At 71.5% G+C, this 17,577-nt stretch carries 13 protein-coding genes; 6 read left to right on the top strand and 7 right to left on the bottom strand.

What is annotated here, in order from left to right; genetic code table 11:
* The first annotated feature begins 688 nt into the window (after positions 1 to 688).
* Positions 689 to 1,678, top strand: coding sequence for a YihY/virulence factor BrkB family protein (locus ABT369_RS25300; protein WP_350615431.1), 990 nt, complete (start codon positions 689 to 691; stop codon positions 1,676 to 1,678).
* 373 nt (positions 1,679 to 2,051) lie between these two features.
* Here the strand turns inward: ABT369_RS25300 and ABT369_RS25295 are convergent, their stop codons facing one another.
* Together ABT369_RS25295 and ABT369_RS25290 are read right to left on the bottom strand one after the other, a co-directional pair.
* Positions 2,052 to 2,444, bottom strand: coding sequence for a roadblock/LC7 domain-containing protein (locus ABT369_RS25295; RefSeq protein ID WP_350615429.1), 393 nt, complete (start codon positions 2,442 to 2,444; stop codon positions 2,052 to 2,054).
* A complete protein-coding gene (locus tag ABT369_RS25290; RefSeq protein ID WP_350615428.1) occupies positions 2,441 to 4,300 on the bottom strand; it encodes a sensor histidine kinase in 1,860 nt (619 codons plus the stop codon). Before ABT369_RS25290 ends, ABT369_RS25295 begins: the two co-directional genes overlap by 4 nt.
* Positions 4,301 to 4,499: 199 nt before the next feature.
* On the opposite strand from ABT369_RS25290, the gene ABT369_RS25285 reads away from it, so the two are divergent.
* The gene (locus ABT369_RS25285) at positions 4,500 to 6,407 is read left to right on the top strand and encodes a DUF1800 domain-containing protein (RefSeq protein WP_350615426.1); all 1,908 of its coding nucleotides are present in this window, start codon (positions 4,500 to 4,502) and stop codon (positions 6,405 to 6,407) included.
* 146 nt (positions 6,408 to 6,553) lie between these two features.
* Entirely contained in the window at positions 6,554 to 8,128 is a 1,575-nt protein-coding gene (locus ABT369_RS25280; protein ID WP_350615425.1) for a DUF1501 domain-containing protein, read from the top strand.
* Positions 8,129 to 8,399: 271 nt separating this feature from the next.
* On the opposite strand, the gene ABT369_RS25275 is transcribed toward ABT369_RS25280, so the two are convergent.
* The gene (locus ABT369_RS25275; RefSeq protein WP_350615424.1) at positions 8,400 to 8,786 is read right to left on the bottom strand and encodes an SSI family serine proteinase inhibitor; all 387 of its coding nucleotides are present in this window, start codon (positions 8,784 to 8,786) and stop codon (positions 8,400 to 8,402) included.
* A gap of 436 nt (positions 8,787 to 9,222) precedes the next feature.
* On the opposite strand from ABT369_RS25275, the gene ABT369_RS25270 reads away from it, so the two are divergent.
* Positions 9,223 to 9,828, top strand: a complete 606-nt coding sequence (locus ABT369_RS25270; protein WP_350615423.1) for a winged helix DNA-binding protein — start codon at positions 9,223 to 9,225, stop codon at positions 9,826 to 9,828.
* Between the two features lie 190 nt (positions 9,829 to 10,018).
* The gene (locus tag ABT369_RS25265; RefSeq protein WP_350615421.1) at positions 10,019 to 10,363 is read left to right on the top strand and encodes an STAS domain-containing protein; all 345 of its coding nucleotides are present in this window, start codon (positions 10,019 to 10,021) and stop codon (positions 10,361 to 10,363) included.
* Between the two features lie 47 nt (positions 10,364 to 10,410).
* Here the strand turns inward: ABT369_RS25265 and ABT369_RS25260 are convergent, their stop codons facing one another.
* From ABT369_RS25260 to ABT369_RS25250, 3 genes are all read right to left on the bottom strand, one after another.
* A complete protein-coding gene (locus ABT369_RS25260; RefSeq protein ID WP_350615420.1) occupies positions 10,411 to 10,983 on the bottom strand; it encodes a GtrA family protein in 573 nt (190 codons plus the stop codon).
* A 53-nt stretch (positions 10,984 to 11,036) separates the two neighbouring features.
* Complete coding sequence (locus ABT369_RS25255; protein ID WP_350615419.1) at positions 11,037 to 12,290, bottom strand: tetratricopeptide repeat-containing protein; 1,254 nt, start codon at positions 12,288 to 12,290, stop codon at positions 11,037 to 11,039.
* 211 nt (positions 12,291 to 12,501) lie between these two features.
* Positions 12,502 to 13,503 (bottom strand): glycosyltransferase family 4 protein, encoded by a 1,002-nt coding sequence (locus ABT369_RS25250; RefSeq protein ID WP_350615418.1) that lies wholly within the window; start codon positions 13,501 to 13,503, stop codon positions 12,502 to 12,504.
* 124 nt (positions 13,504 to 13,627) lie between these two features.
* Here ABT369_RS25250 and ABT369_RS25245 point away from each other — a divergent pair, with 124 nt between their 5' ends.
* Positions 13,628 to 15,973, top strand: a complete 2,346-nt coding sequence (locus ABT369_RS25245) for a putative bifunctional diguanylate cyclase/phosphodiesterase (protein ID WP_350615417.1) — start codon at positions 13,628 to 13,630, stop codon at positions 15,971 to 15,973.
* On the opposite strand, the gene ABT369_RS25240 is transcribed toward ABT369_RS25245, so the two are convergent.
* Positions 15,942 to 17,573: a RecQ family ATP-dependent DNA helicase gene (locus ABT369_RS25240; RefSeq protein ID WP_350615415.1), complete on the bottom strand. Its 1,632-nt coding sequence runs from the start codon at positions 17,571 to 17,573 to the stop codon at positions 15,942 to 15,944. The genes ABT369_RS25245 and ABT369_RS25240 overlap by 32 nt on opposite strands.
* Between the last annotated feature and the right edge of the window lie 4 nt (positions 17,574 to 17,577).

The raw sequence follows: 17,577 nt of genomic DNA, 5'->3' as shown, positions 1-17,577 counted from the left end.
CGCTGGCAAACGCCAGGGCGGGCTGCGCGGCGCTCGTGCTGGAGCGGTCCCAGCGAAGGCCCAGCGGGCTGCGCGGCCGGCACATGCTGGAGCAGTCCCAGCGAAGGCCCAGCGGGCTGCACGGCCGGCACATGCTGGAGCAGTCCCAGCGAAGGCCCAGCGGGCTGCACGGCCGGCACATGCTGGTGCGATTCCAGCGAAGGCCGAGCGGACTGCGGGGCCCAAGCCGCGCACCATCGCGTCCCGCAGAGACGCAGAAGCGACGTGTTCGTGGTTGTCAGCAGGGGCAGCGTGCGCGAACGGGCGGGCCACGACTTCACGACACGCTAATCGGGGCTTGGCGAAGCGAAGCGCGTTCGGCCATTGAAAGGCGCAACGTCAGCAGGCAAGGCGCGCGGTGTCATGGTGTTGGCGGACCGAGCTGGGTCGTCCATGGTTAGCTGCCTCGGCCGCCTGGGTCGGGTGTCCGCGTCGCCGACGGCGGTGTCCCCGGACGAGGGTGAGCCCGCAGGCGACGGGATGCCATTGCGGCTTCTGTGGTTCGCTCGCGCTTACATAGGCCGGGGGCGAGCCGTGGCGCCGAATCGGGCGACAGGGCGCAAACGACGCTCATCGAGGGCGGAAGGGGCGCGGTTGAACGTTAACGGGCAGGGCTGTGGGGGCATAGGGACCCTGGAGGTGGCGCTCGATGGCTGACGACGAATCTACTGCTGACGACCCCGTGTCGGGTGGTCCCGACCGTCCCACCGAGCTCAGTAAGCGCTCGTGGTTCGAAGTGCTCAAACGGACAATCAAAGAGTTCAACAACGATAACCTGAGCGATTGGGCCGCCGCGCTCACGTACTACGGTGTGCTGTCCATTTTCCCGGGCATTCTGGTGCTCCTGTCGCTTTCCGGGCTGCTGCTGACGGACACGACACAGTCGGCCGTGCTCCAGAACGTGCAGCATCTGTTCCCCGGCTCGATCGCCGGGCCGATGACCGACGCGATCAGCGAGCTGAAGCGGGGCTCGCACGTGGCCGGGCTGTTCGCGATCGTCGGTCTGTTCGGCGCGTTGTGGACGGCGTCGGGGTACGTCGGCGCGTTCATGCGCGCGGCGAACGCCATCTATGACGTGCCCGAGGGCCGGCCCATCTGGAAGGTGCTGCCCATCCGCCTCGGCATCACCGTCGGGGTCGGCATGCTCATCGCGCTCGCCGCGCTGAGCGTGGTGTTCACCGGGCGCTTCGCCGAGGAGGCGGGCGGCTGGGTCGGGCTGTCGAAGGAGTCGGTGCAGATCTTCGACATCGCCAAGTGGCCCGCGCTGCTCCTGGTGGTGATGCTGATCCTGGCCATCCTGTACTGGGCCTCGCCGAACGCCCGCCACCACGGCTTCCGCTGGATCACGCCGGGCGGTGCGCTGGCCGTCTTCATCTGGCTGGTCGCCTCGGGTGGGTTCGCGATCTACGTGTCGAACTTCGGGTCGTACAACAAGACGTACGGCACCCTGGGCGGCATCATCGCCTTCCTCGTGTGGCTCTGGATCTCGAACATCGCCATCCTGCTCGGTGCCGAGTTCGACGCGGAGCTGGAGCGGGAGCGGGCGATCGAGGCGGGGCTGGAGCCGGCGGAGGAGCCCTATGTGCCGCTGCGCGATGACCGGAACGTCAACAAGGACCATGAGATAGGGCTGGGCTGATCACTGGTGGCTGTTCGAGTCGGGTGCTGTTGTGCCCGACTCGGACAGCTTCGTGCATTCGGTGGTGTTCGTCGGCGCCATAGACAAGGAGCGCGGGAAACGACGGCCGCCGGAGACACGAGTGCAGAAACGTGAGCAGGATCGACGTGGGCCGGATAGGCGTGAGCGGATAGGCGCGTCGGCAGGGCTCGAGCGGATAGGTCTCGAGCGGATAGGTAAAAGAGGGCTCGAGAGGACCGGCAAAAGGCGCGGCCGACGGGGTGCGACGGCACAACGCGCTGTCGAACGGGCAGAGGGGCGGCGCTGACCGCACGGTACAAGTGGCGCAATAAAGACTGCGAAAGCGACGGGCTGGCGGAACCGGGCGCGGGGTTCAGCGAGTTGACGGTGTCAGGGCCGCGCCGACCTGGTCTACCAGGCCGGACATCTCGAAGGCGACCTGCCCTACGTCGCAGCCGGGCTGGACCATCGCGGCCAGGCTCGCCAGCGTGTCGCCCTCGCCCAGGGCCATGACGAAGAGCAGACTCCGACCCATTTCTACGATCGTTCGCACAACCGGGCCGGCCTCGGTGCAGGCGGACAGGCCCTGCGCCAGGGAGACGACGCCCGCGACCATGGCGGCCAGCTGGTCGGCGCGCTCCGGCGGCAGCTCGTTCGACGCCGCGACGAGCAGGCCGTCGCCCGACACGGCGACGGTGTGGCGCACGCCGGTGACGCGTTGCGTGAAGCCGCTCAGCAGCCAGTCCAGCCCCGTGGTCGGTGTCATGCCGAAGATCGTCCTTCCGTGGTCGCGTGCTGGTAGCCGGTCATGAGTTCCTTGGCGGCGCCGGGTTCGAGGTCCACCGTAGGGCCGTCCGGGGTGTGCACGGGACCGGGTACGACGGGGACGAGGGTCGAGCGCGGGTGCGGTACGTCCACGGGCTCGCCGCCGGGAAGCACCTGTCCGCGCTCGAACGGCCGCGGCGGGAGCCGGCGCGCGACGGGCGGGTCGGCGGCCGGGGCAGGCGCGTCCAGGACCAGCGTGGCGGGTAGTTGCACGATCGCGCGCAAACCGTGTCCGGATGGGGGCGGGCGCAGCGTGACGGTGAGGCCGTGGCGGGCGGCAAGGCGGGCGGCGACCGCGAGGCCGGTGCGGTGGGCCTCGGCGGCGTCCAGCGGCGGCGGGGCGGCGAGGCGCGCGTTGAGCTCGGCGAGGCGCTGCCGGTCGAGGCCGGGGCCGCGGTCGGCGACCTCCACGACCGCGCCCGCGCCCTCGCGGCGGCCCTCGACCAGCACCGGGCGGTCGGGCGGGCCGTAGCGGGTGGCGTTGTCGAACAGCTCGGCGAGCACGTGCACGACGTCGTCGACGGCGTCGGGGGCCACGTGGACGTCGGGGGCGATCATCGAGTACTCGATGCGCGGGTAGTCCTCGATCCGCGACTGGGCGGCGCGCAGCAGGTTCAGCAGGCTCACCGGGTCGCGGCGGCCCACGCCGGTGTCGGCGCCGGCGAGCACGAGCAGGCGCTGGTTGTCGTGGCGGATCCGCGTGGCCAGGTGGTCCAGGGCGAAGAGCTGGCCCAGGCGGTCCGGGTCGGCCTCGTCACGCTCGGCCGCGTCGAGATGGTGCACGAGCTCGTCGGCGAGCCGCTGACTGCGCCGGGCCAGGCCGATGACCGCGGCGGAGGTGCCGGCGCGCAGGGCGGCCTGTTCCGCCACGGCCCGGGCGGCCTCCTGCCGTACGACCTGGAACTCCTCGGGATCGAGCGGCGGTGACGATCGCGGGCGGGGCGTGCGGGCGGCCCGGGCTGTGCGAACGGCCAGCGCGATCGAGCCGGCCGCGACCGCGAGCACCGCGGCGAGGCCAAGGATGAGCGTTCGGTTCTGCTCGTTGCGTGCAGAGTCGGCGAGGCGGGACTCGTCGGTGCCCGCGTACGCGGTCAGGTCCGTGAGCGCGTCCAGTGCCGGCTGCGGGTCGCCGGCCAGGCCGTTGGGCACGTGGGCGAGGCGGTCGCGCCAGGCCGCGGGCGCGGTCTCGGCGAAGCGGCGCAGGGCGTCGAGGTGGGCGGCCCGGTGCGCGGCGAGGTTCTCGTGCCAGGCCTGGGTGTCGGCGCCGCGGCGTTCGAGCAGTTGAATCTGCGCGAGTTGTTCGCGGGCGACGGCGAGCCAGCCAGAAGCGCGCATCGCGGCGTGCACGGGCGCCGGGGTGGCCGCGTGCGGCAGATCCTGCCGGAGCGCCACGAACTCGCTGATCATTTGGGTGTACTGCATGAGAAAGTCGCCCGCCGCGACCTCCTGCGATGCCGCGGCCACCCGGTTGCGCAGGTCCGCGAGCCCGTCGGGCCCGGCCGGCAGCACTGCGTCGGTGGCCGCGACCTGCGCGTTGTACGCGGCGCGGGCCTGTTCGGAGCCGGTGAGCAGCAGGCTCAGCGCGGCCAGGCGCTCCTTGGACAGCTCGGTCGCGGCTCGGTCGGCGGCCACGCCGGCGGTGACGGTCACGCGTGGGTCGTCCATCCGCCCGCTCGGCCCGGTGTAGAGGTATGCGGCCACGCCCGCGGCGGCCAGCAGGCCGAGCAGGGGCAGGAGCAGCACGGTCGCCAGGCGCGGCCCCGCGGGGCGCCCGGCGGGAGCAGCATCGACCAGCACCGCTACCCCCTGCCATAGTCCGGTTACTTATGCGTACCATCCCTAGCACTCGGTACGGAAGAGATGACTTTGAGTGAACGCCGGGTTTGCCCTCATTCACGGGAAAGGCGACACACTTAAGCAAGAAGAAAGGCAAAGTTGAGGCGTCCTCGCGCCACGCCGCTTGAGGCCTGATCAGCGGCTCACTAGATTCCCTAACGTGCCAGAGCGGCTCTTCCCGGACGACGAGCCGGGCGACGCGCCCAAGAAGGTCAAGGGCGCGTTCTTCTCCGACTTCACGGGCGAGTTCCCGGTGCCCCGGATCCTGCAGCGGAAGCCGGACGAGCAGGCGGCGGGCGACGCGCCGAGGCGGAAGGCCGGCGGCCCCGCGCCCGCGTGGATGCGCACCGGACGGCCCGCCCTGCACGAGCTGACCCGCAACCGGCGCCAGGCGCTCATGGCGCTCGGCGGCGGCGCCATCGCGCTCGGGGCGCTCGGCACCGGGGCCGCGGCCGTGTTCGGCCATGCCCCCGCCGACCCTGACGACTTCGTCAAGACCGGCAGCGGCGGCGGCAACGTCTCGCCCCGCGACGCGGGCTCGTTCTCCAACCGCGACGCGAGCTACACAAGCGGACAGGGCGATCTGAACGACCTCGGCGCGTCGGGCATCGCCGACACGCCGTCGGCCGCCGCCGTCGCCGCGATGCGGGCCACGCCGCGCTTCCCGACCCCGCTGAACCGGGACCCGGTGCTGCACCTGCTGCGCCGCGCCACCTTCGGCCCGACCCTGGGCGACGTGGCGCTGGTCAAGCAGATCGGCATCGACGCCTGGATCGACCAGCAGCTGGAGCCGGACAAGATCGACGACCCGGTCGCCGACGCCGCGCTCAAGGCCGTGCCGACCGCGACCATGACCACGGCGGAGATCCGCTCGACGGTCAAGGACGGCGACAACAAGCCGATGATGGAGCTCACGCGGGCCGTCATCGCGCGGCAGATGTGGAGCAGCCGCCAGCTGCTCGAGGTGATGGTCGACTTCTGGAACAACCACCTCAACGTCACGAGCCCGTTCGACGGCGGCTGGGACGTGCGCGGACCCTACGACACCGGTGTGATCCGCAAGCACGCGCTGGGCAAGTTCTCCGACATGCTCATCGCGTCGGCCCGGGATCCGGCGATGATGCGGTACCTCGACAACACCTCCTCGGACAAGCGCAACGTCAACGAGAACTACGGCCGGGAACTGCTCGAGCTGCACACCGTCGGCATCGACGGCGGGTACAACGAGAAGGACGTGCGCAACTCGGCCTACCTCATGACCGGGCGCACCGCCACGCGGGACGGCACGTTCAAGTACGACGGAAACAAGCACTGGACCGGGGCGGTGAAGGTGCTGGGGTTCCAGCACGCCAACAAGTCCGCCAAGGACGGGCTCGCGGTCGGGGACGCCTACCTGTTGTACCTGGCGACACACCCGTCGACGGCGCGGTACGTGGCGCGCAAGCTGTGTGTGCGGTTTGTGTGCGACACGCCGCCGCAGGGGCTGGTGGATCGGCTGGCGAAGACGTACCAGGAGAGCGGCTCGGCCATCGTGCCGGTGCTGAAGGTGCTGTTCCAGTCGCTGGAGTTCTGGATCGCGACCGGGCTCAAGACGCGCCGCCCGCTCGAGAACTTCATCGCCACGGGGCGTGTCGTCGGTACCACTCCGGGCTCGGACACCGCCAAGGCCCTCGATGACCTCTACAACTTCACCAACAAGCTCGGGCAGCCGCCGCTGGGCTGGGGGCCGCCGGACGGGTATCCGGACGTGGCCACGGCGTGGAGCTCGGCCGCGGGCATGCTGGAGACGTGGAACGCGCATCGCGCGTTCGTGCAGCAGCAGTGGAAGGGTCTGAACAACCCGAAGGCGGACAGTCTTGTCGCGCAGCCGGCGGCGACGCTCGGGACGTATCTCGATGTGCTCGCGAACCGGCTCGTGTTCCAGCCGATGCAGGCGGGCGAGAAGGACGCGCTCATCAAGTTTCTCGGGTCCAAGGCCGATGCCCGGATCACGGACAACAACCTCGGCGGCAAGTTGCCCCTGCTTGCGCCGTTGATTCTCGACTCCGTCTACCACGCGCTGCGGTGAGGCCCATGAGCTCTTTTCCTGACGGCTCCGCTTCCGACGGATTTGCTTTGGACGGCTCCGCTTCGGACGGCTCCGCTCCGGAGGGTTTCGCTTCGGAGGGTTTCGCTTCGGGCTCGGGGGCCGGCGGTTCGTCTCGTGGTCGCTCGGTGCGCGAACGCTCACCTGGTGATGGCGCTTCGCGCGATCGCGGGTCTTCTGCGCGTTTGCCGCACGAACGCTCACTTGAGGATGGCGCTTCGCGCGATCGCGCGTTTTCTGAGCGTTCGCCGCACGAACGCTCGGCTTGGGACGGCTCGCCGCACGATCGTTCCCTGCACGATCGTTCCCTGCACGATCGTGCAGGGAACGATCGCTCACTGTCCGATCGCTCAGTGCCTGATGGTGAGCGGCGGCCGAAGAGCCTTGAAGAGCTACATCGTCATGGGCCGAACCTGTGCGAGGCGGCCATTCGTGTGCACGCCGAGAAGGTCACCGACGAGCTCGCGGCCGAGCGCGACAAGTGGAGCAAGGGCTTCACGCGCCGCCGGCTCGTGCAGGGCGCCGGTTTCGTCGGCGTGGCCGCGCTCGGCACGCAGCTGGTGACCAGCCGGGTGTCGTTCGCCGCGCCCGAGGACAACAAGAACACGCTCATCGTCATCTTCCTGCGCGGCGGCATGGACGGCCTGTCGGTCGTGGCGCCCGGCGATGATGCCAACTACCGGCAGATGCGGCCGAACATCGCGGTGCCGATGGCCTCGATGAAGGCGGCCGGGCGCGGGTTCGGGCTCAATCCGGCGATGACCTCGCTGTATCCCCTCTGGGACGCCGGAAAGATGGCGGCGGTCCACGCGGTCGCCTCGCCGGACGCCTCCCGCAGCCACTTCCAGGCCCAGGACGCGCTCGAGCGCGGGGCCGCCTCGGTCGCGGTCCGCACCGGCTGGCTCGACCGCGTGCTCGCGCAGATGGGTCCGGGCACCACGTTCCGCGCGATCGCGCAGGGTTCGGCGCTGCCTCGCTCACTCGTCGGCGGCGAGCAGGCGATCGTGCTCAACGGCATGCGCGACTTCCGCATCGACAACGACAACATGCGCACGCAGACGATGGACGCGCTCAAGACGCTGTACACCGGGCTGGACCATCCGCTGGCGGGGACGGCGGGCTCGACGCTGCAGGCGATCTCGACCGCGCAGAAGCTCGCGAACACGCAGTACCGGCCGGCGGAAGGTGTCCAGTACCCCGGCGGCGGCCTGGCCGACCGTCTGCGCGACATCGCTCAGCTGCTCAAGGCGGGCGTCGGCCTGCGCATCGCGGCACTCGACGTCGGCGGCTGGGACATGCACACCAACCTGGGCCGCGTCGACGGCGGGGACATGAAGAACTCGCTGACGAACATGTCCGACGCGATCGGCGCGTTCTGCACCGACATCGGGCCGCTGCTGGACAACACGACCATCATCACGATGAGCGAGTTCGGCCGGCGCGTGCAGGAGAACGGCAACGTGGGCGTCGACCACGGACACGGCAACGCGATGCTGCTCTTCGGCGGCGGTCTCAACGGCGGCAAGGTCCACGGCAACTGGCCGGGCCTGTCCCCGTCATCGCTGGACCAGGGCGACGTGGCCGGCGCGAACGACTATCGCGACATCCTCGCCGAGATGCTGAAGAAGCGCTTCGGCGTCGGCGACTCGGCGGCCATCTTCCCGAACCACGACTTCAAGCAGCTGGGCGTCTTCAAGGGCTGAGTTCAAGGCTCGCCGCGAGTGCGAGTGCGAGTGCGAGTGCGAGTGCGAGGCGCGCCGCCACGTCCCCGGCGCCTGGGACCTCGCCCCCACCCTCGTCGCCGGCGGCGTCGACCTGCCCTGGCTCGCGGTGTGCGCGGTGTGCATGCGCGCGGAAGTGTTGGGCTCAGGAGCGAGTCGTCATTGTGAGCGCTCTGGTCCGACACGCGCCGGCCGGGCGCGGGCCCGGCCGGTGGCGGTTGCGGGCCCGGCCGGTGGCGGTTGCGGGCCGGGCTCAGAGGCTGAAGACGGAGCCGGTGGTCGTGCTCAGCGTGCAGGCGTTGCTGAAGGTGTGGGTGTAGGCGACCTTGCGGCCCTTCCACGTGCCGTTCGCGGTCACCGTCACCGGGTCCCACAGCATCATGCACATGCTGCCGTCGCTCTGGAGCTTGTCGATCCGGCCACCGACCTTCGCGAGCTGCTGGCAGGCGTTGCGGGCCTGGCGGTGGCTGCCCCCGGCGGGCTGGCAGGTCAGCGACGCGCGGCGCTGTGCGGGCTTGGTCGATTCGCCCTTGGCCACGGTCAGCACCAGACGGATCGTTTTCGCGTTCTGCGCTTCGGGGGCCGCGAGCGCGCTTCCGGGCGCCGCCGCCTCTCCCGCGCCGACCGACGCCAGCAGCACCGCCGCTGACGCAACCACCCGTGCTACCCGCATTCGTGACCCCCGTTGCACCTTGCCTGGTGCGCAGAGCCTACGCCTTTTGGTCCGACGTTTCGGGAAAATCGGATTTAGCGGTATTTGAGTCACGCGGGTGAGGGATTGCGCGTTCGTGCGTGCGTTTGTGCCGCGCAAGGCAACACGGCGGCCGCGCAAGGCAACACGGCGGCCGCGCAAGGCAACAGGGCGGCCGCGCAAGGCAGACGGTGCTGTGCGGGCGACCTGGCGAACCCGCGGCGGCTCGCGGCGGTCCGCGGTCGCCGGTTGCGTGGTCTTGCGCTTCGGCAGGGTGTCAGGCCGGCATCCGGGGGCCACTCCGTCGTTGGTGCGACATTTTCATCTGTCTCGTTCCCATGGATCGACGTGCGGGACTAGGGTGCTGAATGTTGGAGGTTGCCCCGTGCCGATGGAAGCGCAGGCCCAGAAGCTCGTCGCCGGTTTGGTCCGGGTTGCTGTCATGGCGCCCGTTGACGGACCCGAGCCCGCGCACGGGTTGCCGCCCGCTCATCGGCAGGTGATGCTGCTGCTCGGGCGGCGCGATCGGGAGTACCGGCTGTCCGACCTCGCCGGGGATCTCGGTGCCACCGTGGCCGCCACGATGGCGTTGCTCTCGCCGCTCATCGCCGACGGGCTGGTCGAGATGCGGCCCGCACCCTCGTACGCGGCGCGGGACATGCGCGTGGCCGCCACCGATCGGGGGCTGTCCACCACGCCGGCGCCGGCCAACTGGGCCGATCAACTGCTGGGCGAGGTCGAGGGGTTGAGCGACGGCCAGCAGGCGCGGCTGCTGCGCATGGTCACGGCGAAGATCGGGCTGCTGCAGCAGCAGGGCAGCATTCCCGTCACCCGGATGTGCCTGTCGTGCCGGTTCTTCGACGGGTATCGCCATCCCGGTACGCCTACGCCGCATCACTGCTGGTTCGTCGACGCTCCGTTCGGGTATCGCGAGCTGCGGCTGCACTGCCCGGACCACATCCCCGGCGAACCGCCGAAGCCGAAGTTCTGAGCCGCGCGGGGGCCGGCGCAGGTCGGCGCCGCGGATGAGCGCGACTCGAACACGCTGCGTGCGCGGTCACGCACGGCCACGGAGGAATTTGGCGGCCATCGACGCTCGCACCGGTGAACCTTGGCACGCCGCCCGCTGCGCACGACCCGAAGTGCTTTTATGCTGATCGCGTGACAAGCTGGGGTGCGCCATGAGTATGTCGGTGACGATCAACGTCGTGATGGACGGATCGACCGTACTCTCCGTCCGGGGCGAGATCGACCACAGCAACGCGGCCACGCTGCGTCAGGAGATCGTGTCGGCCGCGACCGACCGGCGGCCGAGCTCGCTGCGTTTGGATCTGGGCCTGGTGACGTTCCTGGACTCGGCGGCCGTCGGGGCCCTCGTCGCGGCGCAGCGGGAGGCCGGGGCCGAGGGCGTGCGCGTGGTGGTGTGGCGGGCCAGTCCGTTCGTGCACCGGCAGCTGCGCATCGCGGGTGTTCACGAGATGCTGGGTGCCCCGGCGGAGCCGGACAGCGACCACATCGTCTTCTGAGCGAAGCAGAAGACAACAGCGCCAGGACCGAGGCGCAAAAGAAAGCGTCAGGCGTTCGAAGTGTCCGAGGCGGACGACGGAGCCGGGACGGACGCGGTCTGCGACGGGACCTCGTAGCGCTTCGGCGCCGGCCGCACGTCGTCGTGCGGAAACACCCAGACCCGGTAGGCCCACAGGCGGAACACCATGGCCACGGCCACGCCGATGACCATGCCGAAGACGAAGTCCGAGACCTCTTCGACCGCCGAGCTCACGTTCGGCGTGTGCAGACCGAAGATGTACTGCGCCACCCACAGCGGCGCCGAGTTGAGCGCCACGCCGATGCCGTTCACCACGGTGTACAGCAGCATCTCGTGGTGCCGCCGCCGGCCGCCGCGCGTGCGGAACGACCATTCGCGGTTGAGGAAATACGAGACCACCGTCGCGATGACATTGGCGATCGTCAGTGCGGTGACCGGCTTGTGCTCCATCACCGTCAGCCGCAGCCCGTAGTTGAGGACCAGGCTGACCACGTAGCAGAAGCCGCCGACGATGATGAACTTCACCGTCTCGCGCCGCTTGCGCAGCAGCGAGGCCACTTGCTCCGGCAGCAGATTGAGGGTCCGGTCTGTAAGCCGCATCGCCGCGACTATACCCGGCGAACCTTGCGTTACGCGCACCGCCGGGTCGGAAACTATCCGCGACCGGCCGTGCACGCTGACGTGGCGGGCGTGATCGAGACCGCCTCGTCGACGGGCCCGAGGACCACGCAGTAGGCCGCGGCGGGGTCGACGTCGCGCACCACGTACTCGGCGGTGCCGGGCGGGAGGGTGCCGAGGACGGCGGCGGGGCCGCCCGCGCGGGAGAGCGCGATCACCACGCTCACCGGCAGCGCGGCCCAGGTGACGGTCAGCTCCCGGCCGCCGTCCTCGATGCGCAGGCCGGCGACGGCGAACGGGGCGGTGGAGGAGGCGGCCGAGGTCGGCCCGGCCGCGAACGGGTCCGGCGGCCCCTCGTGGTGCCACACCAGCAGCCCCGCGAACACCGCCGCGAGCAGCACGACCAGGCATAACAGCGGCCACACCGACCGCAGCGACGACGGCTCCCGCGACGCCGGAGCCGGACGCGCGGGAGCCGGGCGCGCGGCAACCGGACGCGCGGGGGCCCGGCGCACCGGGGCGGGAGGCGTTGGGGCGGGAGGCGCGGGAGCGGGCACCACCGGGTCGACGACCATCGGCGGCGGGGGCATCGAGATGGGCGCCGAGGGCATGGGCGGCTCGACGGCGGCCAGCTCCCACTCCACGGCCTTCGTGAACGGGTGCCGGGTGCCGAGCCGCGCCCGGGCGGCCGCGTGCGCGAGCGTGAACAACCGGCGCGCCTGCAGCACGTCGCCGGTGGCGTACAGTAGCGCCGCCAGCTCCGCCGCGATGCGGATCGTGTCGAGGTCCTCCGCGCCGTACTCCCGCCGATGGATCACGTACGCGGCGTTGAGCAGGGCCAGGGCCGACGCGGTCTCGCCCCGGTCGCGCTGGAGCAGGGCCAGGTTGACCCGGGCCAGGCGCACGGCCCGGGCGGCCGGGTCCGGGCCGTCCTCGTCCACGCCGCTGTCGAGCACGCGGTGGTAGAGCCGCTCGGCCTCGTCCCACTCGTCGTAGTCGTGGCGGACGGCGGCCAGCACCGCGACCGCGTGCACCGTGCGCGGGTGCGTCTGACCGTAGCGCCGCTCGGCCTGGCTCGCGACCGCCTCGGCGAGGTCGTAGGCAGCGTCGAGCTCGCCGAGCTCGCGCAGCACCTCGGCCAGGAACCGGCGCGCGGTGAGCCGGTCGTCGTCGGACAGGCCGGGCTCGTCGAGCAGGCGCTGGACCTCGGTCCGGGCGCCCGGGAAGTCCCAGCCCACGATCAGTTGCCCGACGAGGTCGAGCCGCTCAGTGACATCGACAGTACTCACAGTATCCCTCCGCCCCGCAGAGCTTAGGGATACCGGTGACGCAACGCCAGCTTTCGATCACGGAAAGGGAGCCGGAACCGGGAACGGGAAGGCATCGGCTCCGGCAGCCTGCCACGTCGCTGCCGGAGCCGAGCCGTCCGCGTTACCGCGTCGAAAGCCGCGGGCGCCGCACACTGTGAAGGTCGGCCACCGCCGGGAACCCTTGAGGGATTCAGCCCAGCATTCGCTGGTAGAGCGCCAGATAGTCGTCCACCATGCGGTCGGCGGAGAAGCGCTCGAGCGCCCGGGCGCGCACCCGGGCCCGGTCCAGCTTCAGCGCGTCGTCGAGCACCCCGGCCGCCGCGGCGGCGTCCGCGGCCAGGTAGCCGGTGACCCCCTCGTCGACGATCTCGGGCATCGAGCCGAGCGGATAGGCGACGACCGGCGTACCGCACGCCATCGCCTCGACCACCGAGAGCCCGAACGGCTCGGCGAACCCGATCGGGTGCAGCAGCGCCGCGGCGGAGCCCAGGATGCCGGCCCGCTCGGCCGGCCCGACGTTGCCGCCGTAGACGATCTGCTCGCCGTCGACGTGCGGCAGCACCTCCTGCTCGTGGTACACCTCGTCATGGATCGGGCCGCAGATCAGCAGCCGGCGCCCGGTCGCGCGGGCGATCCGCACGGCCTCGGCGGTGCCCTTGTCCGGGTGGATGCGCCCGAAGGCCACCAGCGTCTCCCCCGGCGCGGGCTGGAACGAGAACTGGCGCACGTCGATGCCGTGATAGATCGTGGCGGCGTAGTCCAGCCCCGGCCCCCGGTCGGCGTCGGAGATCGAGACGAAGGCCGACCGCGCGCGCTGGTACGCGGGCAGGATCGCCGGCGAGCAGAAGCCGTGCACGGTGGTCAGCAGCCGGCTGCGGCAGAAGCCGCTCATCGCCAGCGGCAGCCAGTCGAGGTTGTTGTGCACCAGGTCGAACTCGCCGCTGCGCTCGAAGCAGCGGGCGATGTGGATGGCCTCCCAGACGCGCCCGTCGTAGCTCGAGTCCTCGTTGTACGGGCGCTGCACCACGCCGTCGAGGCGGGCGGTGGTGACGGAGTCGAGGCTCGCGAAGAGCGTGACGTCCACGCCGCGGGCGACCAGGCCCTCGGCGAGCAGCGAGACGACCTGCTCCCACGGTCCGTACGCCCGCGGGGGTGTGCGCCAGGCGATCGGCCCGAGGAGTGCCACCTTCATCGCCGCCCCCTACCCTCGCGCCCCCGCGCGAATCCTCACATCCGTGTCATCGGCTGCCGATAGGAACACAGCCGATGCCCCGTGACGAACATAACGGACAAAAGTCCCAACCGCAGGGAGAACGATGGCCGCCTGGCGCTGGTACGCGGGCCTCGGGCTCGGCGCCGCCGCCGTCGGCGGGTTCCTGCCGGTCATGGCGCGCCAGGGGCTCTACACGCTCATCGGGGTCGCGGCCGCCGTGGCCGTCACCGCCGGGATGCGCCGCTACCGCCCGGCCGAGCGGCGCAGCTGGAGACTCTTCGCCGCCACGCTGTGGTGCTCGGTGGGCGCCGCGGTGCTCTACGCGGTCCAGATCGCCCTCATGGGCCGGCTTACCTTCCCGGCCTGGAAGGACCTGCCGTTCCTCGGCTCCTATCTCCTCATGGCCCTGGGCACCCTCGGCTGGGTGCGGCCCGACCCGGCCCGCCCGCGCGCCGAGCGGTTCATCGACTCCGGGATCGTCGCGTCCGGGGTGGCCGCGCTGTCCTGGACGTTCGTCGTGCACCCGCTGGTCTTCGAGCGGCGCCTGGACGCCGCGCATCTGGCCAGCCACCTGACGTACATCACGATCGACCTGGTCCTCGTCGTGCTCGCCGCCCGCATGATCTTCACCGCGGCCGTGCGCAGCCCCGCGCACGCCCTGGTGTCGCTCGCGCTGGCCACGGTCATCGCCGGCGACGTGGTCTACTACACCGCCGTCGCCTGGACCGGCGGGACGAGCGGGGACAGCCTCTCGACGGTGCTCTATCTGTGCGCGTACACCCTCATCGGCACCGCCGCCCTGCACCCCTCGATGGCCGGGGCGGCCGGCCGGCCCGAGCGCGCGCAGCACGTCATCCCGCGCCATCGGGTCTACGTGTACTCCGTGCTGGCCCTCGTCGGCCCCACGGTCGCGATCACCATGCTGCTCGTCGCCCGGCCGCTGCCGTCGCGCTGGTGGGTGATCGTCCCGCTGGCCACCTCCGTGGTCACCTCGGTGCTGCTCATCGCCCGGCTCAGCCAGCTCGTGCGCTTCGCCAACCGCCGGGTGCTCGAGCTCGACGCCCACGCCGTCGCGCTCGGCGAGGCGCTGCGCGAACAGGACACCCTGCGGCAGCAACTCACGCACCGCGCGCTGCACGACGCGCTCACCGGCCTCGGCAACCGCGCGTTGCTGCAGGAGCGGCTCGAGCACGCGCTCACCCGCACCAGCGCCGCGCACGGCCTGCTGCTGCTGGACCTGGACGGCTTCAAGGACGTCAACGACTCGTACGGCCACCCGGCCGGCGACGCGCTGCTGATCGAGGTCGCGGCGCGCCTGGTCGGGATCGTGCGCGTGTCGGACACGCTGGCCCGCCTCGGCGGGGACGAGTTCGCCGTCCTCATGGAGGACGCCGACGCCGAGCGGGTCGCGGCGGCCGGGCGGCGGATCATCGACGAGCTCGGCCGGCCCGTCACCGTGCACGAGCGCGAGCTCACGGTCACCGCGAGCGTCGGGTCGCTGCTCTTCGCCGCGCCCGCGACCCCGTCGGAGGCGCTGCGCAACGCCGACCTGGCCCTGTACGCGGCCAAGGCGGCCGGCAAGAACCAGCTCACCGCGTACGAGGAGCGGCTGGCCAGCGAGCGCACCGAGCACCTGCGCATCGCCGCCGACCTGCGCCGGGCCATCGCGGCCGAGGAGTTCACGGTCAACTACCAGCCGGTGGTGGACCTCGCGACCGGGCGGGTGACCGCGGTCGAGGCGCTGCTGCGCTGGAACCGCGACGGCGTGGCGGTGCCGCCGCTGGACTTCATCCCGGTCGCCGAGCAGTACGGCCTGATCGTGCCCATCGGCGCCTGGGTGCTGCGGCGGGCGTGCCGGGACGTGCGCACGTGGTACGAGCGCTTCGGCATCGCGGTCACCGTGAACGTCTCCGGCCGCCAGCTGCGCGAGGCGGGCTTCGCGCAGACCGTGATCGGGGCGCTACGCGACGCCGGGCTGCCCGGGGCGGCGCTGATCATGGAGATCACCGAGACCGTGCTGGTGAGCGCCGGGGCGAGCGGGTCCGGGGCCGACGACGTGACGGCGCTGCTCACCCGGCTGCGGGCCGAGGGCGTGCGCGTCGCCGTGGACGACTTCGGGACCGGGTACTCCTCGCTCGCCTACCTGCGCCACCTGCCCGTCGACATCCTCAAGATCGACCGCGCGTTCACGCCCGGCGGCGGGATGGCCGAGGAGCTCGCGTTCACCCGCGCGATCGTCGAGCTCGGCAACAGCCTGCGGCTGTCCTCCATCGCCGAGGCGGTCGAGACGCCGGAGCAGGCCGAGCGCCTGCGCCAGCTGGACTGCCCGCAGGCGCAGGGCTTCCACTTCTCCCGCCCGCTGCCGGCCGCCGACCTCGACGAGGTGCTCACCGCCTCGGGCGGGGTGCTGCGCGGCGCTACGCCTTCCGCAGCAGCCGGTGCTGCCTGACCACGGGAACGGACAGGGTCTTGTACCCGACCTGCTCGAACAGCACCGTCATCTGCTCGCCGGCGTAGGAGAGCACGACGCCCTTGCCCCACTCGCCGTGGCGGACCTCGGCGTGGATGGGGAACGGCGCGTCCTGCGCGGCGGCCAGCCCCGCGGCCGCGCTGCCGTCGGTGCAGTTGTCGCAGTGCCCGCAGGTGCCCTCGAGGTGCTCGCCGAAGTAGGCCAGCAGCGTGCGGCCGCGGCACTGCTCGGTCTCGGCGAAGTTGCGCATCATGTCCAGCCGCGAGCGCGACGTCGTCTGCTGCCGCTCGGCCTGCGCCTCGGCCAGCTCGGCGGCCCTGGCCGGCGTCGGCGCCCAGCGCGGGGCCTTCACCTTGCCCCCGTGCAGCATCCGCGCGCCGCCGACCTCCTCCAGGAGGGCGAGCAGCTGCCCGAGCCGGCGCTCGCCGAGCCCGGTGCGCTCCTCCAGCTCGTCGCGGGTCATCGGCTCCTTCGCGGCCCGCAGCAGGGCCGCGAGCGAGGCGACCTCGTCGCGGTCGACGGAGACGTTGGTGAAGAACTTCCGAAGACCGGTGTCCTCGGTACGGTGCAGCAGCAGGACGTTCGCCGGTTGCCCGTCGCGCCCGGCGCGGCCGATCTCCTGCAGGTAGGAGTCCGGCGAGTCCGGCAGCGAGACGTGGTTGACCCAGCGGATGTTGGGCTTGTCGATGCCCATCCCGAACGCGGTGGTGGCCACCATGATCGGCACCTCGTCGGCGAGGAACGCCTCGTGGGCCCGCTCGCGCTCGCCGGCGCTCATGCCGCCGTGGTAGGCGACGGCCGGGATGCCCTCGTGGCCGAGCTTCTCCGCGAGCTCCTCGGTGGCGCGGCGGGTCGGCGCGTAGATGATGCCGGGCGGGGCGGACTCCCGCACCCGGGCGATGAGGCGGCGCAGGCGCGTCTCCTCGTCGGGGCAGTGCACCGACTCCAGGTACAAATTGGGGCGGTCCAGGCCGGTGACCACGACCTCCGGGTCGCGCAGGCCCAGGCGCTCGATGATGTCCTCGCGCACCGGCGGCGAGGCGGTCGCGGTCAGCGCCACGATCGGCGGGCGGCCGAGCTCGCGGATGAACTGGCCGAGCTGCAGGTAGTCCGGCCGGAAGTCGTGGCCCCACGCGGAGACGCAGTGCGCCTCGTCGACCGCGACCAGGCTGGGCTTGAGCGCCTTGATCTGCGCGACGCGGGCCGGGTCGGCGAACTGCTCGGGGGTGAGGAAGACGAACTCGGCGTCGCCCTTGCGCAGCGACTCCAGCGCCTCCGCGCGCTCGGTCTTGCCCTCGGCGGAGGACAGCCGCACGGCGACGAGCTCCTCCTGGTTGCGCGCGGTCAGCGAGGCGATCTGGTCCTGCTGCAGCGCGAGCAGCGGCGAGACGACGATCGTCGGCCCGGGCAGCAGCGGCGCCGGCACCTGGTAGATGGCGGATTTGCCCGCGCCGGTCGGCAGCACGGCGAGGGCGTCGCGGCCCGCCATGAGCGCCTCCATGGCGCGCAGCTGCTCGTCGCGCAGACGCTCCCAGCCGAAACTGTCCTTCGCAACGCGCCGCAGTTCCTCCGCACTCATGGAT

Source organism: Dactylosporangium sp. NPDC000244 (genome assembly GCF_040300725.1).
Lineage (GTDB): Bacteria > Actinomycetota > Actinomycetes > Mycobacteriales > Micromonosporaceae > Dactylosporangium.
This window is presented reverse-complemented; position numbering and strand designations above follow the sequence as displayed.

What these genes read in the sequence shown, in the direction of transcription:
- ABT369_RS25300 (WP_350615431.1), top strand. Translation starts at nt 689, where the DNA reads ATGGCTGACGACGAATCTACTGCTGACGACCCCGTGTCGGGTGGTCCC.
- ABT369_RS25260 (WP_350615420.1), bottom strand. Translation starts at nt 10,983, where the DNA reads ATGCGGCTTACAGACCGGACCCTCAATCTGCTGCCGGAGCAAGTGGCC.
- ABT369_RS25295 (WP_350615429.1), bottom strand. Translation starts at nt 2,444, where the DNA reads ATGACACCGACCACGGGGCTGGACTGGCTGCTGAGCGGCTTCACGCAA.
- ABT369_RS25245 (WP_350615417.1), top strand. Translation starts at nt 13,628, where the DNA reads ATGGCCGCCTGGCGCTGGTACGCGGGCCTCGGGCTCGGCGCCGCCGCC.
- ABT369_RS25250 (WP_350615418.1), bottom strand. Translation starts at nt 13,503, where the DNA reads ATGAAGGTGGCACTCCTCGGGCCGATCGCCTGGCGCACACCCCCGCGG.
- ABT369_RS25265 (WP_350615421.1), top strand. Translation starts at nt 10,019, where the DNA reads ATGAGTATGTCGGTGACGATCAACGTCGTGATGGACGGATCGACCGTA.
- ABT369_RS25240 (WP_350615415.1), bottom strand. Translation starts at nt 17,573, where the DNA reads ATGAGTGCGGAGGAACTGCGGCGCGTTGCGAAGGACAGTTTCGGCTGG.